The organism is Sinorhizobium sp. FG01, assembly GCF_002531875.1.
Taxonomy (GTDB): domain Bacteria; phylum Pseudomonadota; class Alphaproteobacteria; order Rhizobiales; family Rhizobiaceae; genus Sinorhizobium; species Sinorhizobium fredii_C.
In genome coordinates, this window is record NZ_NWTB01000003.1 from 183,602 (window position 1) to 201,004 (window position 17,403).

General features: G+C 61.6%; 18 protein-coding genes and 4 pseudogenes. 7 read left to right on the top strand and 15 right to left on the bottom strand.

Going from position 1 to position 17,403, the window contains the following annotated elements:
- The first annotated feature begins 60 nt into the window (after positions 1 to 60).
- Together queA and tgt are read left to right on the top strand one after the other, a co-directional pair.
- A complete protein-coding gene (gene queA, locus CO656_RS03565; protein ID WP_097525050.1) occupies positions 61 to 1,146 on the top strand; it encodes a tRNA preQ1(34) S-adenosylmethionine ribosyltransferase-isomerase QueA in 1,086 nt (361 codons plus the stop codon).
- A complete protein-coding gene (gene tgt, locus CO656_RS03570; protein ID WP_037425147.1) occupies positions 1,143 to 2,273 on the top strand; it encodes a tRNA guanosine(34) transglycosylase Tgt in 1,131 nt (376 codons plus the stop codon). The genes queA and tgt overlap by 4 nt, the downstream gene beginning before the upstream one ends.
- Positions 2,274 to 2,291: 18 nt before the next feature.
- Here tgt and CO656_RS03575 read toward each other — a convergent pair whose 3' ends face one another.
- The 7 genes and pseudogenes from CO656_RS03575 to CO656_RS03605 all read right to left on the bottom strand — a co-directional run bounded on the left by CO656_RS03575 (position 2,292) and on the right by CO656_RS03605 (position 6,916).
- Positions 2,292 to 2,708: a DUF4864 domain-containing protein gene (locus CO656_RS03575; RefSeq protein ID WP_179864694.1), complete on the bottom strand. Its 417-nt coding sequence runs from the start codon at positions 2,706 to 2,708 to the stop codon at positions 2,292 to 2,294.
- Positions 2,709 to 2,955: 247 nt separating this feature from the next.
- Positions 2,956 to 3,801 (bottom strand): annotated as a pseudogene (locus CO656_RS03580) (SDR family NAD(P)-dependent oxidoreductase); the annotation flags it as partial.
- Positions 3,798 to 4,580: a 2-oxo acid dehydrogenase subunit E2 gene (locus CO656_RS03585; RefSeq protein WP_037425178.1), complete on the bottom strand. Its 783-nt coding sequence runs from the start codon at positions 4,578 to 4,580 to the stop codon at positions 3,798 to 3,800. The gene CO656_RS03585 and the pseudogene CO656_RS03580, both read right to left, overlap by 4 nt.
- Before the next feature lie 10 nt (positions 4,581 to 4,590).
- Positions 4,591 to 5,178: a protein-S-isoprenylcysteine O-methyltransferase gene (locus CO656_RS03590; protein ID WP_037425181.1), complete on the bottom strand. Its 588-nt coding sequence runs from the start codon at positions 5,176 to 5,178 to the stop codon at positions 4,591 to 4,593.
- A gap of 76 nt (positions 5,179 to 5,254) precedes the next feature.
- On the bottom strand, positions 5,255 to 5,842 hold the full coding sequence (locus tag CO656_RS03595) for a hypothetical protein (protein WP_097524837.1): 588 nt from the start codon (positions 5,840 to 5,842) through the stop codon (positions 5,255 to 5,257).
- 155 nt (positions 5,843 to 5,997) lie between these two features.
- On the bottom strand, positions 5,998 to 6,141 hold the full coding sequence (locus tag CO656_RS30450; RefSeq protein ID WP_037383394.1) for a hypothetical protein: 144 nt from the start codon (positions 6,139 to 6,141) through the stop codon (positions 5,998 to 6,000).
- A gap of 190 nt (positions 6,142 to 6,331) precedes the next feature.
- Positions 6,332 to 6,916 carry a L,D-transpeptidase gene (locus tag CO656_RS03605; RefSeq protein ID WP_097524838.1) on the bottom strand — a complete coding sequence of 195 codons (585 nt, stop codon included), beginning with the start codon at positions 6,914 to 6,916 and terminating at the stop codon, positions 6,332 to 6,334.
- A gap of 349 nt (positions 6,917 to 7,265) precedes the next feature.
- Between CO656_RS03605 and CO656_RS03610 the strand changes: the two genes are divergently transcribed.
- The 3 genes and pseudogenes from CO656_RS03610 to CO656_RS31375 all read left to right on the top strand — a co-directional run.
- The gene (locus tag CO656_RS03610; RefSeq protein WP_097524839.1) at positions 7,266 to 8,021 is read left to right on the top strand and encodes an SDR family NAD(P)-dependent oxidoreductase; all 756 of its coding nucleotides are present in this window, start codon (positions 7,266 to 7,268) and stop codon (positions 8,019 to 8,021) included.
- Between the two features lie 81 nt (positions 8,022 to 8,102).
- Complete coding sequence (locus CO656_RS03615; RefSeq protein ID WP_037425191.1) at positions 8,103 to 8,294, top strand: DUF6494 family protein; 192 nt, start codon at positions 8,103 to 8,105, stop codon at positions 8,292 to 8,294.
- 292 nt (positions 8,295 to 8,586) lie between these two features.
- Positions 8,587 to 8,934 (top strand): annotated as a pseudogene (locus tag CO656_RS31375) (hypothetical protein); the annotation flags it as partial.
- On the opposite strand, the gene CO656_RS03625 reads toward CO656_RS31375, so the two are convergent.
- Together CO656_RS03625 and CO656_RS03630 are read right to left on the bottom strand one after the other, a co-directional pair.
- Entirely contained in the window at positions 8,935 to 9,408 is a 474-nt protein-coding gene (locus tag CO656_RS03625; RefSeq protein ID WP_037425193.1) for an isoprenylcysteine carboxylmethyltransferase family protein, read from the bottom strand.
- A gap of 21 nt (positions 9,409 to 9,429) precedes the next feature.
- Entirely contained in the window at positions 9,430 to 10,323 is an 894-nt protein-coding gene (locus CO656_RS03630; RefSeq protein ID WP_097524840.1) for an NAD(P)/FAD-dependent oxidoreductase, read from the bottom strand.
- 215 nt (positions 10,324 to 10,538) lie between these two features.
- Here CO656_RS03630 and CO656_RS03635 point away from each other — a divergent pair, with 215 nt between their 5' ends.
- Positions 10,539 to 11,186, top strand: a complete 648-nt coding sequence (locus tag CO656_RS03635; RefSeq protein WP_097524841.1) for a TetR/AcrR family transcriptional regulator — start codon at positions 10,539 to 10,541, stop codon at positions 11,184 to 11,186.
- Between the two features lie 83 nt (positions 11,187 to 11,269).
- Here the strand turns inward: CO656_RS03635 and CO656_RS03640 are convergent.
- The 4 genes and pseudogenes from CO656_RS03640 to metG all read right to left on the bottom strand — a co-directional run.
- Positions 11,270 to 11,702 (bottom strand): annotated as a pseudogene (locus tag CO656_RS03640) (helix-turn-helix domain-containing protein); the annotation flags it as partial.
- A 178-nt stretch (positions 11,703 to 11,880) separates the two neighbouring features.
- Positions 11,881 to 12,717 (bottom strand): MBL fold metallo-hydrolase, encoded by an 837-nt coding sequence (locus tag CO656_RS03645; RefSeq protein WP_037424467.1) that lies wholly within the window; start codon positions 12,715 to 12,717, stop codon positions 11,881 to 11,883.
- Between the two features lie 2 nt (positions 12,718 to 12,719).
- Positions 12,720 to 13,499, bottom strand: a complete 780-nt coding sequence (locus tag CO656_RS03650) for a TatD family hydrolase (RefSeq protein ID WP_097524842.1) — start codon at positions 13,497 to 13,499, stop codon at positions 12,720 to 12,722.
- 14 nt (positions 13,500 to 13,513) lie between these two features.
- A complete protein-coding gene (gene metG / locus CO656_RS03655; RefSeq protein WP_097524843.1) occupies positions 13,514 to 15,064 on the bottom strand; it encodes a methionine--tRNA ligase in 1,551 nt (516 codons plus the stop codon).
- A 174-nt stretch (positions 15,065 to 15,238) separates the two neighbouring features.
- Between metG and CO656_RS30690 the strand changes: the two are divergent.
- Positions 15,239 to 15,536 (top strand): annotated as a pseudogene (locus CO656_RS30690) (pyrophosphatase).
- A gap of 108 nt (positions 15,537 to 15,644) precedes the next feature.
- Here CO656_RS30690 and CO656_RS03665 read toward each other — a convergent pair.
- Both CO656_RS03665 and tmk read right to left on the bottom strand, forming a co-directional pair.
- Positions 15,645 to 16,676: a DNA polymerase III subunit delta' gene (locus CO656_RS03665; RefSeq protein WP_097524844.1), complete on the bottom strand. Its 1,032-nt coding sequence runs from the start codon at positions 16,674 to 16,676 to the stop codon at positions 15,645 to 15,647.
- Positions 16,673 to 17,374 (bottom strand): dTMP kinase, encoded by a 702-nt coding sequence (gene tmk, locus CO656_RS03670; RefSeq protein ID WP_097525052.1) that lies wholly within the window; start codon positions 17,372 to 17,374, stop codon positions 16,673 to 16,675. The genes CO656_RS03665 and tmk overlap by 4 nt, the downstream gene beginning before the upstream one ends.
- Positions 17,375 to 17,403 lie beyond the last annotated feature (29 nt).

Below are 17,403 nucleotides of genomic sequence, written 5' to 3' on the forward strand. Positions count from 1 at the left end.
AACCCGCCCCGGTCTGGCCGCGAGCCCGCCGGGGCGGGTTTGCTTTTGTTCGACACTCAGATGCGCGTAGACCTGTTCGATTTCGACCTGCCGGAGACTTCCATTGCGCTGAGGCCAGCAAGCCCGCGCGACAGCGCGCGCATGCTTGTCGTGCGGCCCGAAGCGGAGCCGGTTCTCTCCGACCACGGCGTGCTCGATCTCCCCGCGTTCCTGCGGCCCGGCGATGCGCTCGTCTTCAACGATACGAAGGTTATCCCGGCACAGCTCGAGGGCATTCGCCAACGCGGCGAGGACGTCGCCACGCAGGTCTCGTTGACGTTGCACATGCGCGTCGGGCCCGACCGCTGGAAGGCCTTTGCCCGGCCGGCGCGACGGCTGAAGCCGGGTGACCGGATCGGTTTCGGCCACGGCGGCACTGCCTGCCTGCTCGGCTCGCTCGATGCAACGGTTGAAGAAAAGGGCGAGGCGGGCGAGGTCACGCTTCGTTTCGACCTTTCCGGACCGGTGCTCGATGAGGCGATCATGTCGGTAGGGCACATTCCGCTGCCGCCCTATATCGCTTCCAAGCGGCCCGAGGATGCACGCGACCGTGCCGATTATCAGACGGTCTATGCCCGTGAGGAAGGAGCCGTCGCGGCGCCGACGGCGGGCCTGCACTTCACCGATCGGCTGTTTGCCAGGCTCGACGAGGCAGGAATCGAGCGCCACTTCGTCACCCTTCATGTGGGGGCGGGAACCTTCCTTCCGGTCAAGGCCGACGACACCGACGATCATGTGATGCACGAGGAGATCGGCCATGTGGACGCTGCGACCGCAGAAAGGCTTAATGCGGTTCGGGCCCGCGGCGGACGCATCGTCTGCGTCGGAACGACGTCGCTCCGGCTGATCGAAAGCGCCGCCACGGAGGAAGGACAGATTTGTCCCTGGTCGGGGCCGACGGGCATCTTCATCACCCCGGGCTATCGCTTCCGCGCCGCCGACATGCTGATGACCAATTTCCACCTGCCGAAATCGACCTTGTTCATGCTCGTGTCCGCCTTTGCCGGCTTGGACACGATGCGGGCCGCCTATGTCCATGCGATCGCAGCCGGCTACCGCTTCTACTCCTACGGCGATGCCAGCCTGCTCTTCCGGAAAGATCAATGACCGAGACGTTTCAATTCAAACTGCTTGCGACTGACGGCAAGGCGCGCCGAGGCGAGGTTTCGATGCCGCGCGGCACGATCCGCACGCCGGCCTTCATGCCGGTCGGAACCGTCGGCACGGTCAAGGCCATGTATCTCGATCAGGTGCGCGAACTTGGCGCCGACATCATCCTCGGCAACACCTATCATCTGATGCTGCGTCCTGGCGCCGAACGCGTCGCGCGGCTCGGCGGCCTGCACAATTTCATCCGCTGGGAACGGCCGATCCTGACGGATAGCGGCGGCTTCCAGGTCATGTCACTCTCGAGCCTGCGCAAGCTCAACGAGCAGGGCGTCACCTTCAAGAGCCATGTCGACGGCGCGCTTTACCACATGTCGCCGGAACGCTCGATCGAGATCCAGGGCCTGCTCGACAGCGACATACAGATGCAGCTCGACGAATGCGTAGCGCTGCCGGCCGAGCCCGGCGAAATCGAGCGCGCCATGGAAATGTCGATTCGCTGGGCGGAGCGCTGCAAGGTCGCCTTTGGCGACCAGCCGGGCAAGGCGATGTTCGCAATCGTGCAGGGCGGCGACATTCCGAAACTGCGTGAACGTTCCGCCCTTGCGCTCAAGGGACTTGATCTCAAGGGCTATGCGGTCGGCGGTCTTGCCGTCGGCGAGCCGCAGGAGGTGATGCTCGAGATGCTCGATGTCACTTGTCCCATCCTGCCGGCGGAGAAACCGCGCTACCTGATGGGCGTCGGAACGCCGGACGATATTCTGAAGTCGGTGGCGCACGGGATCGACATGTTCGACTGCGTCATGCCGACGCGCTCCGGACGCCATGGACTGGCCTTCACGCGCTACGGCCGTATCAATCTGCGAAATGCGCGCCATGCCGAAGACCTGCGGCCGCTCGATGAACAATCCTCGTGCCCGGCGACGCGGGACTATTCGCGCGCCTACCTGCACCATCTGATCCGTTCGAACGAATCGCTCGGCGGCATGCTTCTGAGCTGGAACAATCTCGCCTATTACCAGGAGCTGATGGCCGGGATCCGCAAGGCGATCGAGGAGGGGCGTTACGCTGATTTCATGGCAGAGACCCAGGAAGGCTGGCAGCGCGGCGACCTTCCGCCGGTATGACCTCGGGACGCCGAAGGCTCAGAGCGCAGGACCCGGCGCTGTCTGCACCATCATCACACCGTTGATCTTGTAACTACCGTCCGGTTGCGGCACGAGCTCGTAAATTGCCGTCCAGTCCTTGCCGTCGGCTCCGGAGATAAGCACTTCCTGGATCACTTCGTCGCCGACACGCTTCGACCGTCCGAAGGCGAAATTGCCCGGGCGATAGAGGTGCTGATAGCTTTTCTTGACCATCTCGAAAAAGACCGCCTGATCCGGAAATTTCGCGCGGATTCCGGGGGAAGCAAAGGAATAGGCAGCTTCCGCGTCGTCCTCGATGAAAGCTTGGATCTGCGCGCGGATGACCGATTTTGCTCTATCTACAGGGTCTGCCAACGTGCGTCCCACACCGAGCGCGAGCACCAGACAGAGAGCGACGGAGATTGCTCGCATCATGGAGCCTCCATTAGGCTTTCGTCATTGACAGCATATGCTCGGCGGTTCTGTTGTAAGCAACCACCTTCGGCGGAGGGCGTGGTTTCGGCCAGTAGAGATCGGCGGAAAATACTGATTCTACAAACAGTTATTTAGAAGACTTCGACTCGCTTGGGAGAAAGTCACTATTTCGTGATCCGGGTACTGCCTCGGCGCGCGACGCGCTGGCCTTATCCCGCTTGACGGCTATCCGGTCTGCGCTGCGGTGACGGGCGCCGTGACATGCGGTGTATTTCTTGCCGGACCCGCAAGGGCAGGGATCATTGCTCCGGCGCTGCAGGCGGCTGATCAGGGGCAGCAATAGCCCGGAGGGAAGAAGCGCGGCGGTCAGAATGGCGAGCTTCGCCGAGATACCCGGTATCACGAGGCGACGGCCGGACCTGAAACCGCGCCAGGCGCAGGCGGCGACATATTGCGAATCGACCTTGGGCAAAACCTTGAATAGTGCCGCACGGTTGGCGCCCGATCGCTCGAGGAACTCGGTCGACACCGGTCCGGGCGCGACGCAGGTTACCGTGACCCCTGTGCGACGCAGTTCCTGGTGAAGAGCCTCCGAGAACGACCGCACGAAGCCCTTGCTGGCATAGTAAAGAGCCATGTAGGGGCCAGGCGTGAAGCTCGCGACCGAGCCGAGATTGATGACGCCGCCGCGGCCGCGCGACATCATGCCAGGCAGGAAGCGAAGGGTAAGATCGGTCAGCGCGCGTATGTTGAGATCGACGATGCCGAGCTGATCACCGGCGGGCAACACCGTCGCGCTGCCGCGGAGGCCATAGCCGGCGCTGTTGACCAGGACGTCGCAGTAGAGGCCATTGGCCGAGAGAAATGATTCAAGCTCGTGCGCCGCGTCCTTTCCCGAAAGATCCAACGAGACGGTGAACACCTCGCCGCCGCTCTTGATGTCGGCAGCCGCCGCCGTGAGATCGTCCGGCGACCGCGCCACCAGCACGACGGTTGCGCCGTCGCTCGCGGCAGCGCCTGCCATTGCCTTGCCAATTCCGCGCGAGCCGCCCACCACGACAACGGCCGGTCGCAGCTCCATCTGCTCTGTCATGCCGCACCCGAGGCGGCAGCGCGCGCGACGGCGGCGGATTCCGATTGACCGGACAGCTCGGCGGCGATTTCGCCATTCAGGATTTTTTCGAATCGCTCCAACGCCCGCGCCACATTGGCGCCATCCATGACTCGGTGATCGTAGTGGATGCGGACGGTCACCATGCCCTGATCGTCGATCTGGCCGTAGTTGAAAATCGTCGTGAGCGGCGTCAGCGGATTGAGCGACTCGGCCCCGAGCCCCGAATAGACGGACAACTGGAAGGTTCCGAAATGACGGCCTCGGGGGCGGCCGAGATTGAGCCCCAACCACATGAGAAGCCAGCGAATCGGCGCCGGCAGCTTGGCGATCTTCAGGGCTCGCCGGAACTCCTTGACGTCCCTGACCGGACGTGTCCGTGCCGCCTCGATCAGGGCGGCGATTTCGCTGATCGGCCGACGCTCCGGGTTCTTGATCAGGCTGAGAAGCACGGCCCGCTCGCCATCGAGCTCGCGCTCGTGGGCGACCGACGCGATGCTACCAGGATATTCGTAGAGCTGTGGTCTCGGCAGCTTAACATAAGCCCGTCGCAGCTCGGGGGTTTCAAGCGAGAGAAGCGCGTATCCTTTTAGGAACAGCACCGTCCAGGAAGGCCTGCTTTGCTGTGCCGTCCGGGCTTTCAACAGCGGACCGAGATTCATCTGCCGCTGCACGGTGACCCTCGGCACACGAATCGAAAAGCGCATCAAATCGCCGACGAGGCGCCGCGGCGCCGAAAGCTTGAGAGCTCGGCCTCGCATTAGGGCACCTCTAGTAGAGATAGGGGATGATTCGCTTGGTCTTTTCCATATAGGCGCGGTATTGCGGGCCGAATGTCTCCAGCATCATGCGCTCCTCCTCGTCCACCCTCAGAATAAATAGGATCGCGAAGCCGACTAACCCGGCAACACCCATGACCCAGTTCGCCAGCAGAAAGGCCTGTCCAACGCCCATGAGCATGAAGGAAGTGTACATCGGATGGCGCACGAGCGCGTAGGGCCCCCCGCTGATCAGCTCATGCCGGTCGCGAATCTCCAGTGTGATGGACCAGTTGCGGCCGAGTTCCTTGTGCGTCCTGCGAAATACCCACATGGCGAGGGCGAAGACGATGGTCCCAACGGCCACGGCCCAAGCGCTCGCCGGATAGTCGGCCGCCTCGGGGATGCCCGTCACCACATAGATCCCTGGAAGGATTCCGAGGCCGAGCAGCGCCGCAGACAGCCCGATCGTCTCCGAGCCGGAGCGACGATTGCTGACGACCTCCACGCGCTTCGCGCGGCGCTCGTAGGGACGGCGAATAAAGTACCAAGCGACAATGCCAAGCACCCAAATAGTCTGGCCGATGGTAGCGATCGACATGCTCACCCTAGCTTACAAGGCTCTTGCGATTTTCAATTGTGCCAATGGCGAGCGGGGAGGGCTCAAGCCGACCGCGTCAGCCGCCATTCATTTCACGGAGCCTTGTAATGAATTCTTGCGGCCTTAGCCAGATGCCCGGGGTCTGATACCCCATGGACCGCGCAATCTCCGCCACGAAGGCATTGCAGTTATAAACCGACGCGTGCCAGACACGCGACTTTTCCTTCAGCTTTCGTATGAAGGCGACCACCTTGTTGTATTCCGCCTCGCTCAGCATGATACGCCAGCTTGCCGACCTGTATTCCTCTTCGAGGTCGCCGTCGCTCGCTCCGGTCTCCGCCGGCACGGGGAAAAAATGTCCCAGAACATAGGGCGCCGCGTCGTTCGTCGCCGGAGCAAGACCTGCCACCTCGGGGTTGATCATTGCTCCCGAGGCATTCGTTCGGCCGAAGACCGCGTAGGTATGGCCGTAGCTCAGCGCATAGCGTGAGCGGAATTCGATGAAATACCCTTGTTCTCGGGTTTGAGAGAGGAGCTTGGCTGACCCGCCGGCCTGGCTGGTCGACACGTAAGCGGGTTGTGGCTTCTTGTCTTGTGTCTGGCACGCCGTTGCAGCGAATGCGACCAGAATCACAGGGAGAAAACGGCTTGATGCAAATGTCATCACGTCACTTCGCTCTGTCGCCGAACTTTATTTTAGCAAAATTTGCGCCGGCTTGTATCAACCAGTGGCGTTTTCGACCGTCTGCCTTGGGCTGATTCGGTCTAAAGGCGCTCCGTGGGAGGCTCTTGGAGTCTCCCACGGAGCAAATTCAGGCGTTACTTGTAAACGGGAGCAGGCTCTACTGCCGGCTCTGCTGCCACAGGCGGCGGAGCCTTCCCTTTGCCCTTGCCGATCGTGTCGCAAGCGGTCAGGCCGGCGACAGAAAGCAACGCAATCATCACGATTAGAATTCTGCTCATCAAGTAGTCCTTTCCTCAATAGTCGGAATGGTTTATCGAAGGCAACACTCCAAGTAATAGTGGCGATCGGCGCCTAGGCCTAGTGCAAGAAGGACACAGTTGGCATCAGCTTTGTCGGTGCGGAACTGTTTAACGGTCACTTCAAAACACCTGGCTTAATTATTTATACCAAATACGCGCGCAAACACCATCAGATGATCAATACGGTGGTCCCGACGGGGGTCCGGCTGTAAAGATCGACGATGTCTTCGTTCGTCAAGCGGATGCAACCGCTCGACACTGCCTGTCCGATCGTCCACGGTTCGTTCGTGCCGTGCAAGCGGAACATCGTGTCCTGCCCGCCACGATAGAGGTAGAGGGCGGATGCGCCGAGCGGATTGTGTAAGCCGCCGGAGACGCCCCCCGCATACTGACGCAGGTGGGGTTTTCGGCGCATCATGTTTTCGGTGGGGGTCCAGGAGGGCCACTCCGCCTTTCGGCCGATTCTGGCCCTGCCCTTGAGGGTGCGGCCTTCCTCTCCGACGCCGATGCCGTAGCGAATCGCCGTGCCGCCGCCCACGACGTAGTAGAGATAACGTTCCTCGGTGTTGACGACGATCGTTCCCGGTGCCTCGCCTCCGTCATAGGCTACTTCCTGCCTGCGGTAGCGCGGCTCGATACGCGTCCTGGAAGCGATTGGGCTCTCGATTGGTCGGACGATCGAACTGCATCCCGTGGCCAGCAAAGCCAGACTACCCAATACGAGCATGCGACGCGTAACATGGTTCTTGTCCATCTTCACCTGCTAAGAAAATACGTGAGTCCCCAGACTGCGTGTTTAACACTGCTGCGCGTGCTGGCCAAGCCTCGCATCTCAGGCGGGCACAAGGAGGTGAATTAAGCCTTTTAAATCAGGGGATTGCATGTTCGATTTGGGACAGTACGAAGGGGCAGACGGCCCGATTCGCTGTCGTTATCCCCTCTCGATTGCGCCAATCCTGCGGCCGCAGATCCGACTCGCGAACGACGACCGGCTGACGTGTTCGAGCGATCGGGCGGCCAGCTTGGCGGATAGATTAAACCCTTGCGGCAACCAGCCGTGTCTGCTCGACTGCGAGTGGGAAGAGGTAAGAAGGATTAAGAGCATGAAACTGGGCTTCGAGGGCAAGATTGCCATCGTAACCGGCGGCGGTTCGGGAATCGGCGCGGCCATCTCGCGGCAATTATGCGGCGATGGGGCAGAAGTCGTCGTTGCCGATCTCAATCCTGAGGCTGCCCAGCAGATTGTCGACGGGATCCGTGCGAACGGGGGTCGAGCCCGCCCTTTCACAGTCGATGTCGCCGACGCCGGCGCCGTCGAGGAACTGGTGGACTTCACTGTCAGGGAATGCGGAGGCCTGAACCTCGCCGTCAACAATGCCGGCGTTGAAGGAGTCCGAAAACCGACGGGGGATTACCCGCTCGACAACTGGCAGCGCGTCATCGACGTCAATCTGAACGGCACCTTCCATTGCATGAAATACGAGATCGCGGCCATGCTGGGACGGGGAGGCGGCGCAATCGTCAATGTGACGTCGATTCTCGCTTCCGTCGCCTTGCCCACCGCAGCGGCCTATACCGCGGCCAAGCATGGGGTCGTCGGGCTGACAAAGACGGCAGCGATCGAGTATGCGCGCATGGGGATCCGCATCAACGCGGTCGGTCCCGGCTGGATCGAAACGCCGCTTCTGTCGGAATATGCGGAGCTCGCGAAGACCCGGAGGCTGGAAGCGCTGCAGCCGATGGGCCGGCGCGGCACGCCCGAAGAGGTGGCAGCTCTTGTCTGCTTTCTCCTGTCCGACCAGGCAAGTTTCATCACCGGCAGCTACCATCTCGTGGACGGCGCCTACACCGCTCACTGAGGGGCCTCGCCAGGCACCGCCCGGCTTCCTTGACCGCCCGCCTTCTCTTACAATCCTAGCTGGACACAGAGGAGTTCCGTGATGAGTGAAGACGCCTTCAACATGTCGATCCGCAAATTCCTGAAAGAGGTCGGCATTACCTCGCAGCGAAAGATCGAGGAGATCGTGCGTGACGGGCAGACCGGCGGCAAGAAGCTGAAGGTCCGCATGACGCTGACGGCGGAAGGCACCAGTCTCAACCACGTCGTGGACGGCGAAATCGAACTTCCATAGCCGGTGACTTTGAAGGGAGGGCGAGCTTATCGAGACACCGCCGGCGGAATAGCTAGGTGCTCCGCCATTCCCCGACAGGCAAATTCTGCAACTGAGAATCAAAGATTGCTGGAAAAATTTATCTTCCATGGCGATCCCCTACAGTGATGGCATGTGGACCTTCGCCTCAGGACGCGGCTCCCATGGAACGCGGCTGTACCTCTGCGGCCCGGAGAACGCCACGCATGTCAAGCGCATGCTTTGAGATTGGCTCCGCACGCATCCGGACGACGCTGCCGAATACGCGGCTCTCAAGCGCAAGCTGGCAGCGGAGACAAACGGCGACTGGAAATTCTACACCGGCGGCAATCGGACTTCGTCGCAAAGATCGTGCGGCGGGCATCTGACTAGCGAGTTCTCGCGATGGCAGGTCGAAGGTGACGTGTTCGAACACCATGTGGTGTCAGGCTTCTCCGTGGGCAGTCGGACGAGAGATGCTGATGCTGGCTTCGGTGTCTCTGGTTTAGACATGTGCGTCTCCTCAGGCGCCGGGTGTACTGCGGGGTCAGCCGGCCAGTCGGTTTTCCGTGACACCGGCCCGCAACCTTCAGGATATGATAGCTCGCGGCAGAGGGCCCCGCAGGCGGCAGCGGCGGAATAGTCAGAGCCAGCGGCGAACCTCGGCCTTGTAGCGGCGGTAGTCGTCGCCGAACTTCGCTTCGAGATAGCGTTCCTCGCGGGCGATCACCTGCGTCTGGATCGCGATCAGCACCAACGGGAGCAAGGCGAAGGCGATCGGCCCGTCGAAGCCGATCGCAAGGCCGGCATAGATAAGCGCCATGCCGAGATATATGGGATTGCGGGTCCATCGATAAGGACCGGTCGTTGCGATGAGGGTCGTTGGCTGCGACGGCGGAACGTTGGTGCCCAGCCGCCGGAGCAGCCCCGCCGCCGCAAGCATCATCGCCGCGCCGGCAACGAATAGCAGCGCGCCCGTCGCGACCAGCAACCGCCAGTCGATGCCGAAAGAGCGCAGGGAGACGAACCGCTCCGCCGCCAGCCCCAACAGCAGCGCTGCAAGATAGACCAAGGGCGGAGGGAAGCGCACACCCGCGCTGTCCGGTTCGACGGCCATGCTCATCTCCAATCCGTGCTCTCAAACCAGCATCGACTGCTGGGCGAAGATACCTGCCATCGCGCCTTGCCATGATGCCGTGGTGACCGAGGGCATGAGGGGGTTGGCGAGGTCGCCGGCGGCGTAGATGCCGGGCATGCTGGTTTCGCGGCGCTCGTCGACCTTGAGGGCGATGCCGAGGGGCGTATCGAGCGTGGCGAGGCCCAGTGATTCATGCAGGTTTGCGGACGGCTTGTTGCGCGGATGCGCGAACAGGATGTCGACCGCGACATCGGGGCCGGTATCGAGCTTGACGGTGGCGTTATGGCCCCCGTGACGGGCGATCTCGGTAATCCGGCCCTCGACGACAGGTATGTTGCGACGCGCCAGATCGGCCCGGATATCCGGCGGAATGTCGTGACCATCGGCGAAGAGCGTCAATCTGTGGGTCCAATCGTGGAACAGCCTGACGTGATTGTGCGACTGCGGGCCGGACCAGACGAGGCCCCAATGCTGGCCGGCGACTTCAAAGCCGTCGCAATAGGGGCAGGGCACGATGGACGTGCCCCAGCCTTCGGCAAAGCCAGGAACATCAGGCATCTGGTCGGCGACGCCATAGCTCAGGATCAGGCGCCGCGCCCCAAGGCTTTCGCCATCGCCAGTAAGGACGGAGAAATCATCGATGGCGCCGGAGACGCTGTCGGCCCGGGCATTGACCAGCCTGATCGTGGGATAACGCGCCAGCTGCTGCCGCGCCTCGGCCAGGATGTCCAGCGGAGGCTTGTGATCGTGACCGAGCAAGCCATGCGAGTGGCCAGCGAAGCGATTGCGCGGCAGGCCGGTATCGAGAACGGTGACCTTGCGGCGGGCACGGCCGAGCTGCAGGGCGCCGGCGAGGCCGGCAAAGCTGCCGCCGATGATGATGACGTCATCCATGGTGAGGGGCTCCGTTTTGCGGATAGAGGGTTGGTTTGGGCTGTGCGGTGGCCTGGGCACGGGGGACGCCAATGGTGTAAAGCGCGGTCAGCTTCAGCAGTGTTCGTCGTTGCATGGCACCCTCGTTTTTCGATTCATTCTTTGGCTTGCATATTTCTGAAACTGCATGGTATCCTAATTCAAGAATAACGATACTGTCAAGGACTGGAATTGTTGTGAGCGAAAATAGTCAGAGCCGGCGCGGCCGGCCCGTCAACGAGGCGCTTGGCCAAACGATAGTCGACGCAGCGAGCGAACTCTTTGCGGAATTGGGTTTTCACGCGACGACATTGGACAAGGTCGCCCAGCGAGCGAAAATATCCAAGCTCAGCATCTACAAGCACTTCGAGAACAAGGAGGCGCTGTTCGGGGCGGCCTTTACGGCTCGCTGCCATCAGTTTTTACCACAGGCCCTTTTTGAAGGCGTCGACGGTTCGGTCGAAGATCAGCTCATGGCGGTGGGATCATCCCTGCTTCGCACGCTGTTGCGCCCGGACGTCAGCGGTGTCGAAGCCATGGTCATGGCCGACAAGACCAATCAAAGCTCATTAAGCAAGCTTCATTACGAAGCTGGCCCCGCCCATATCATCGCCCAAATCGAGGCCCTGTTGCGTCAGTTGCACGCGAAGGCGGTTCTGAACGTGCCAGATCCCCTCCGGTCCGCCCGCTTGTTTGCTGCGCTTTTCAAAGGATGCGATCTCCTGATTATCGCACGCTTCGATCAGGCGAGAGCAGAGGACGACAACGAAATCGAATCCTATTGCCGGTCGGCCGTTGCCATGTTCATCGCCGCGCACGGTGGCAACGACCACGCAGGCGGATAGCCTAGTTAGGATCAAAATCAGGATGTTGGTCGATCCTGCAATCAAACGGGATTAAGCCATCGCCGGCTCGCGGGAGCGGCGCGGCGGCGCTTGCGGCGGCCTTGCAGCAGATGCCGATAGAGCTCCAGCGCATAGTCTTCCTTTCCGTAGATAAAGCGATAGATCGTCTCGCTGCAGACGCGGACTGCGCTCACGCCATCGGCAAGCAGGCGACCGGCGATCTGCTCCGGCGACCAAAGCGCCTTCCGCTGCTCGATCCACGTAATTGCGGGTGACGCCTGAGCTTGCGAAGCCGTCGCGACGCTCCTTGGAGATGTAGTTGGCAATGCCGCTGTAGTAGCCGCTGTCTTCCGGAGACTCGGCATCGTGAAAGGTGTTGCGCTTCAGCTCGCGGTAGATCGTCGAGCGATGACGGCCGAGCTGCCGAGCAATCTCGGCAACCGAAACCTTGCGTTCCATCAGCTGATGCAAACGACGACGATCGGGAAGGGTGAGCTGCGAGTAGCAAAGCGACATGCAAAAAGTTCCAAGGGCCAACTCATTGTCTTTATTGCCATGTCGCACTTGGAAATAGAATGTACCCCGGCCAATAGAAAAATCGCATAAGATGGATTATGGAACTAACCCATCGGAGATAACTCCCACTATTTCAATCCGAATCAAAAGCTTGCAGGCAAATCCTGTCAGACAGCCTTTACGCCTCTTCGGCGGTCGGCACGTCGACTTCGAGCTCCAGCCGCATCATGTCATAGGCCGGCTCGACATGGTCCGGCGTCTCGTCGCGCACGACGTCGTAGTCGAGCGGCACATGCATGTGCGTCAGTACGGCGCGCTTCGGCTGCAGTCGCTCGATCCAGCCGAGCGACTGCACCAGCGACAGATGGCTTGGATGAAACTTGTATTGCAAGGTGTCGATGACCAGCAGATCGAGTTCGCTCAGCTTGCCGATCGTCTCGGCCGGAAAGTCGCTGACGTCGCTGCAGTAGGCAAAATTGCCGATGCGGAACCCGAGCGAATGGATGTTTCCATGAAACTGCATCAGAGGCTGGAAGGCTATCGGTCCGCCGGCGCCGTGGACGATAACCGGCGGAAGATCCTCTGGGATGACATGCGGTTCGACGATCGGCGGATATCCGCTGCCGGGCGGCGCTTCCAGGCAGTAGCGGAATCCGTCGCGAATCCGAGCCATGGTAAAGGCGTCCGCCCAGATCGGCACACGCCTGCGGTTTTCGATGACGAAGCCGCGCAGATCGTCGATGCCGTGCAGATGATCCGCATGCGCATGCGTGTAAAGCACGGCGTCGATGTGGCGCACATCGGCCGCCACCATCTGGGTGCGGAAATCGGGGCCTGTGTCGATGACGACGGTCGTCTTGCCGCCGTCCGGTGCGAACTGCTCCACGAGCAGCGCGGCGCGCAAGCGGCGATTGCGTGGATTTGACGGATCGCAGGCACCCCAGTCGCCGGTGATGCGCGGCACCCCGGGCGACGAGCCGCAGCCCAGGATGGTGAAGACCCGCCGAAACGCCACGTCTAGAGCCTCGGCATCTTGGAAAAGATTCGCAAGGCGTTTTCCGTCGTGATCTCCGCAACTTCCTCTTTCGTGACGCCGATTGTTTCGGCGAGGACGTCGGCCGTGTGCGCAACATAGGCCGGCTCGTTGCGCTTGCCGCGGAAAGGTTTCGGCGCCAGATAGGGCGCATCCGTTTCGACGATCAGGCGATCGCGCGGGATCGTCTTGGCTATATCCCTCAGTTCCTGAGACTTCGGGAAGGTCAGGATTCCCGAAAAGGAGACATAGCCGCCGAGATCGACGCCGGTGCGCGCCAGGTCGGCTCCGGAAGAGAAGCAGTGGAGAAGGAAGGGGAAGGCACCCTTCCCCGCTTCCTCCGTCAGGATCGCAGCCATATCCTCGTCCGCCGACCGGCTGTGAATGACGAGCGGCAGCCCGGTTTCGCGCGCCGCCGCTATATGGCGACGCAGACCCTCCGCCTGCGCATCTCGCGGTGCATTGTCGTAGAAATAGTCAAGACCCGCCTCGCCGATCGCCACCACCTTCGGATGGGCCGACAGGCGCACGAGGTCCTTCGCCGTGATGTCCAGCTCTTCGTCGGCGTTGTGCGGATGGGTACCGACCGAGCAGAAGACGTTCTCGTATTTCTCGGCGATGACCAATATCGACTCGAAGCGCTTCACGCGGGTCGAGATTGTCACCATCTGGGTCACGCCTGCCTGCCGGGCGCGTTGGATGATCTCGTCGTGCTCGGTGTCGAAATCCGAAAAATCCAGATGGCAGTGCGTGTCGATCAGCATCCGTTCGCTCTCGCTTACGCTTCCGGTGCAACGTAGCGCGGAAAGACCGGCTTCGGCGCCTCGAGCGGCGTGCCGGGAACCAGGCGGCCCGGCTCGCCAAGGTCGGCGAAACTCCGCCTTTCTTCGGGGACCGCCACCAGATCCAAGAGCTTGCCCGCCGATTTGGGCATGAAGGGCTGCAGCAGGATCGCGATCTGGCGCACCACCTCCGCCGTCACGTAGAGCACGGTCCCCATGCGCTCCGGATCAGTCTTCTTGAGCGCCCAGGGTTCCTGCCCGGCGAAATAGCGGTCCGTCTCGGAAACCACGGCAATGATCGCGGCGAGCGCGCGGTGGATGAGCTGCTTGCCCATTTCCTCACGCGTCGTATCGAGGAGCGAATCGGCGGCAACGAGCATCGCCTTATCCTCGTCCGTCAGCGGACCGCAGACCGGAATCTGAGCGTCGCAGTTCTTGACGATCATGGACAGAGAGCGGCTGGCGAGATTGCCGATACCGTTGGCTAGGTCGGAATTGATGCGGGTCGCGATTCCCTCCTCGCTGTAGCTGCCGTCCTGGCCGAAGGAGACTTCCCGCAGGAAGAAATAGCGGATCTGGTCCAAGCCGAAATGTTCGACGAGGTTGAACGGGTCGACCACGTTGCCGAGCGACTTCGACATCTTCTCGCCCTTGTTGAGCAGGAAACCATGCGCGAAGACGCGTTTCGGCAGCGGCAGGCCCGCCGACATCAGGAAAGCCGGCCAGTAGACGGCATGGAAGCGGATGATGTCCTTGCCGATGACGTGGATATTCGCCGGCCAGAACTTTGCCCGCGGTCCCGACGGATCGGCCAAATAGCCCGTCGCGGTGAGATAGTTCGTCAAGGCGTCCACCCAGACATACATGACATGGGCAGGATCGTTCGGCACCCGGATGCCCCAGTCGAAGGTCGTGCGCGAGACCGACAGATCCTTCAGGCCCGACTTGACGAAGGAGATCACCTCGTTGCGCCGCTCGGCGGGGCCGATGAAATCCGGGTTGTCCTCGTAAAGTTTGAGGAGCTTGTCCTGATAGGCCGACAGACGGAAGAAGTAGCTCTCCTCCTCCACCCACTCGACCGGCGTTCCCTGCGGCCCGTAGCGGACGCCGTCGTCGCGCAGTTCCGTCTCGTTTTCCTGGTAATAGGCCTCGTCGCGAACAGAGTACCAGCCGGCATAGGCGTCCTTGTAAAGGTCACCTGCCTCGCCCATGCGGATCCAGATTGCCTGCGACGCCTCGTGATGACGCTTCTCCGTCGTGCGGATGAAGTCGTCGTTCGACGCGTTGAGCAGTTCGGCCATCTTTTCGAACTCGGCCGAGTTGCGGTCGGCAAGCTCCTGCGGCGAGATGCCCTCTTTGCGTGCCGTCTGCTGCATCTTCTGGCCGTGTTCATCGGTCCCCGTCAGGAAGAAGACCTCGCGCCCGTCCAGCCTCTGATAGCGCGCCATGGCGTCCGTCGCGATCAGCTCATAGGCGTGGCCGATATGCGGCTTGCCGTTCGGGTAAGAAATCGCGGTGGTGATGTAGAACGGGGACGTATCTCTCATGGCGGCTTCGATTTATCTCGGATCGGAAACTATGGCTGCTATTAGCGCATCGCCTTTAGGTAGGGAACCGCTACGCCCAGAAAAACCCTGAGGGACAGTAGCGTCTTCAGGCAGCTTGGCCGTTGACATCTGCGGCCGGTGGGAACAAACCATAAACACGGAAAGGGGAAAGCGATGCTGCGTGATCTCAAGGAAAAGTTCGAAAAAGCTTCGGCTGCCTATGCCAACCAACACGCCATCGTCCGAGATCCGGACTGGTACATTCTGAGGCTGCAGGAGGAGCTCGGCGAACTGACACAGGCATGGAACAAGGCGAGCGAGCGGTCGCGGGCGAACGGCTGGCACGCCGATCGACGCATTGCGACGGTCGCTTGCAGACGAGAGGGCCGATCTTCTCGGCCATGTCCTGCTCTTCGCCTACACTACAGCGCCGCGCGTCTATAGACGAGCAAAGGCCGCTGTAGCACTTTGAATTGCTGAATGATTTTTTCCTCAAATCGATTCCGATTTAAGGAATCATGCAGTAACGATATCGACCTTTGCCGCGGCGATCGAGCGGAAGTGGAAATTCAGGCCGGACCTATAGGGCGTCCTTCAAATCGTCGAGCAGGGACAGGATCGTCTGCTTGCGATCGAGATTATAGGCGTCGCTTACGGTCAGCCGCTCGCCGAAGCTGCCGGAGAGCCTGGCGAAGCGCTCGGCTCGGTGAATGTCGCCGGCAATGGCCGCCTCGCGCGCCAGCCGCATCACCCTCCCCGTGACGAGCGACGAGAAGAAGTCGTAAATCGTTTCGCTGTCCCTCGCCGAGAGAATGTCGGCGAGCTTGTGCATCTGCTTGCGGACGGCCGGGCCCTTCCCTGCGAGAACGTCCTCGAAGGCGGCTGCGATGTCGAGCCCGCCATAATTGATCAGCTTCAGCGCCTCGGAAACGCTGCCGCTCGCCGCGGCAATGATTCCATCGGCGCTCGGACCGGCCAGATCGAAGCCCAGATGGGCGAGCGCCAGGCGCATTGGCTCCGCTTCGAGCGGCTTCATCCGCAGCGGCAGGCAGCGCGAACGGATCGTCGGCAACAGCTTTCCGGGCGCGTGCGTCAGCACGAGAAACAGTGAGCGGCGCGGCGGCTCCTCGAGGATCTTCAGAATCGCGTTGGCGGCATTGCGGTTGAGATCGTCGGCGGGATCGACGATGACGATGCGCCAGTTCCCCGTGCCCGATGTCTGCCCGAAGAATTTTCCGGCGCGGCGGACCTCGTCCACGGTGATCGCTCCCTTCGCCCTGCCCGTCTTCTCGTCGACGGGGCGCGTGAGATGCAACAGATTGTGCGACGCGCCGGAGGCAAGCTGCCGCGTGACGAGCGACGCCGGATAGGGGTCGTCGAGGAGTTCGGGCGCCTCCGCGGGCTCGGGATGGCTGAGCACATGATTGGCGAACCGGAACGCGAGCGTCGCCTTGCCGATCCCCTCGGGGCCTTCGATGAGGATTGCATGGTGGCCCTTGCCGGACCTGTAGTTCTGGGCAAGAAAGGCTTCGGCTTCACGATGGCCGAAGAGCTTGTTGTTTTCCACGGGAGCGACTGCCCCCTCGAGCACGCCGGGACGTTCCATGGTCATGATGCCGCTTCGACCGCGGACGACTGCGGTTCGCCATTGCCCGGCAGCAGCGCCTCCACCAGCCTCAGGACTTCCGCTGCGATCGCCTCCGGAGGACGGGTGGCATTGACGACCCGGCACCGCTGGGGATCGGCCTCGGCAATGTCGAGGAAAGCCTCGCGGCGCTTCTCGTGCGTCTCGAGCTGCTCCTTTTCGAAGCGGTCCGGGTCCTCGCTGGAACGGCGCCGGGCGCGTTCCAACCCGACCTCAGCAGGCAGATCGAAGATGATCGTCCGATCGGGAATGACGCCGTTCACGGCGACGCGCTCGAGCGTTTCGATGAAGCCGGGCTCGAGATTGCCGGTGACGCCCTGATAGACGCGGGAGGAATCCATGAAGCGGTCACAGAGCACGATCCTCCCGTGCTGCAAGGCGGGGCGGATGACTTCCTCGACATGGTCGCTGCGCGCCGCCGCGAACAGAATCGCCTCCATGCGGACACCGAAGGGTTCCGCTGCACCCGACAGTAAGACGTGGCGGACCGCCTCCGCCCCTATGGAGCCGCCGGGCTCACGGGTGGTCAGCACGTCAAAGCCTCGGGCGCTGAGCGAATCGGCGAGAAGGCGCATCTGGGTCGATTTTCCCGCCCCTTCTCCACCCTCGAATGTTACGAACAATCCCTTTGTCAGCGACACAAGTTCTTCCAGATCGGCGTGCATACCGGTTCTGTTTAGCCGATTGATCTGGC

Excerpts from the sequence above, each read along its gene's own strand:
- queA (WP_097525050.1), top strand. The coding sequence starts at position 61 with ATGCGCGTAGACCTGTTCGATTTCGACCTGCCGGAGACTTCCATTGCG.
- tgt (WP_037425147.1), top strand. The coding sequence starts at position 1,143 with ATGACCGAGACGTTTCAATTCAAACTGCTTGCGACTGACGGCAAGGCG.
- CO656_RS03575 (WP_179864694.1), bottom strand. The coding sequence starts at position 2,708 with ATGATGCGAGCAATCTCCGTCGCTCTCTGTCTGGTGCTCGCGCTCGGT.
- CO656_RS03585 (WP_037425178.1), bottom strand. The coding sequence starts at position 4,580 with ATGCGAGGCCGAGCTCTCAAGCTTTCGGCGCCGCGGCGCCTCGTCGGC.
- CO656_RS03590 (WP_037425181.1), bottom strand. The coding sequence starts at position 5,178 with ATGTCGATCGCTACCATCGGCCAGACTATTTGGGTGCTTGGCATTGTC.
- CO656_RS03595 (WP_097524837.1), bottom strand. The coding sequence starts at position 5,842 with ATGACATTTGCATCAAGCCGTTTTCTCCCTGTGATTCTGGTCGCATTC.
- CO656_RS30450 (WP_037383394.1), bottom strand. The coding sequence starts at position 6,141 with ATGAGCAGAATTCTAATCGTGATGATTGCGTTGCTTTCTGTCGCCGGC.
- CO656_RS03605 (WP_097524838.1), bottom strand. The coding sequence starts at position 6,916 with ATGGACAAGAACCATGTTACGCGTCGCATGCTCGTATTGGGTAGTCTG.
- CO656_RS03610 (WP_097524839.1), top strand. The coding sequence starts at position 7,266 with ATGAAACTGGGCTTCGAGGGCAAGATTGCCATCGTAACCGGCGGCGGT.
- CO656_RS03615 (WP_037425191.1), top strand. The coding sequence starts at position 8,103 with ATGAGTGAAGACGCCTTCAACATGTCGATCCGCAAATTCCTGAAAGAG.
- CO656_RS03625 (WP_037425193.1), bottom strand. The coding sequence starts at position 9,408 with ATGGCCGTCGAACCGGACAGCGCGGGTGTGCGCTTCCCTCCGCCCTTG.
- CO656_RS03630 (WP_097524840.1), bottom strand. The coding sequence starts at position 10,323 with ATGGATGACGTCATCATCATCGGCGGCAGCTTTGCCGGCCTCGCCGGC.
- CO656_RS03650 (WP_097524842.1), bottom strand. The coding sequence starts at position 13,499 with ATGCTGATCGACACGCACTGCCATCTGGATTTTTCGGATTTCGACACC.
- metG (WP_097524843.1), bottom strand. The coding sequence starts at position 15,064 with ATGAGAGATACGTCCCCGTTCTACATCACCACCGCGATTTCTTACCCG.
- CO656_RS03665 (WP_097524844.1), bottom strand. The coding sequence starts at position 16,676 with ATGACCATGGAACGTCCCGGCGTGCTCGAGGGGGCAGTCGCTCCCGTG.
- tmk (WP_097525052.1), bottom strand. The coding sequence starts at position 17,374 with ATGCACGCCGATCTGGAAGAACTTGTGTCGCTGACAAAGGGATTGTTC.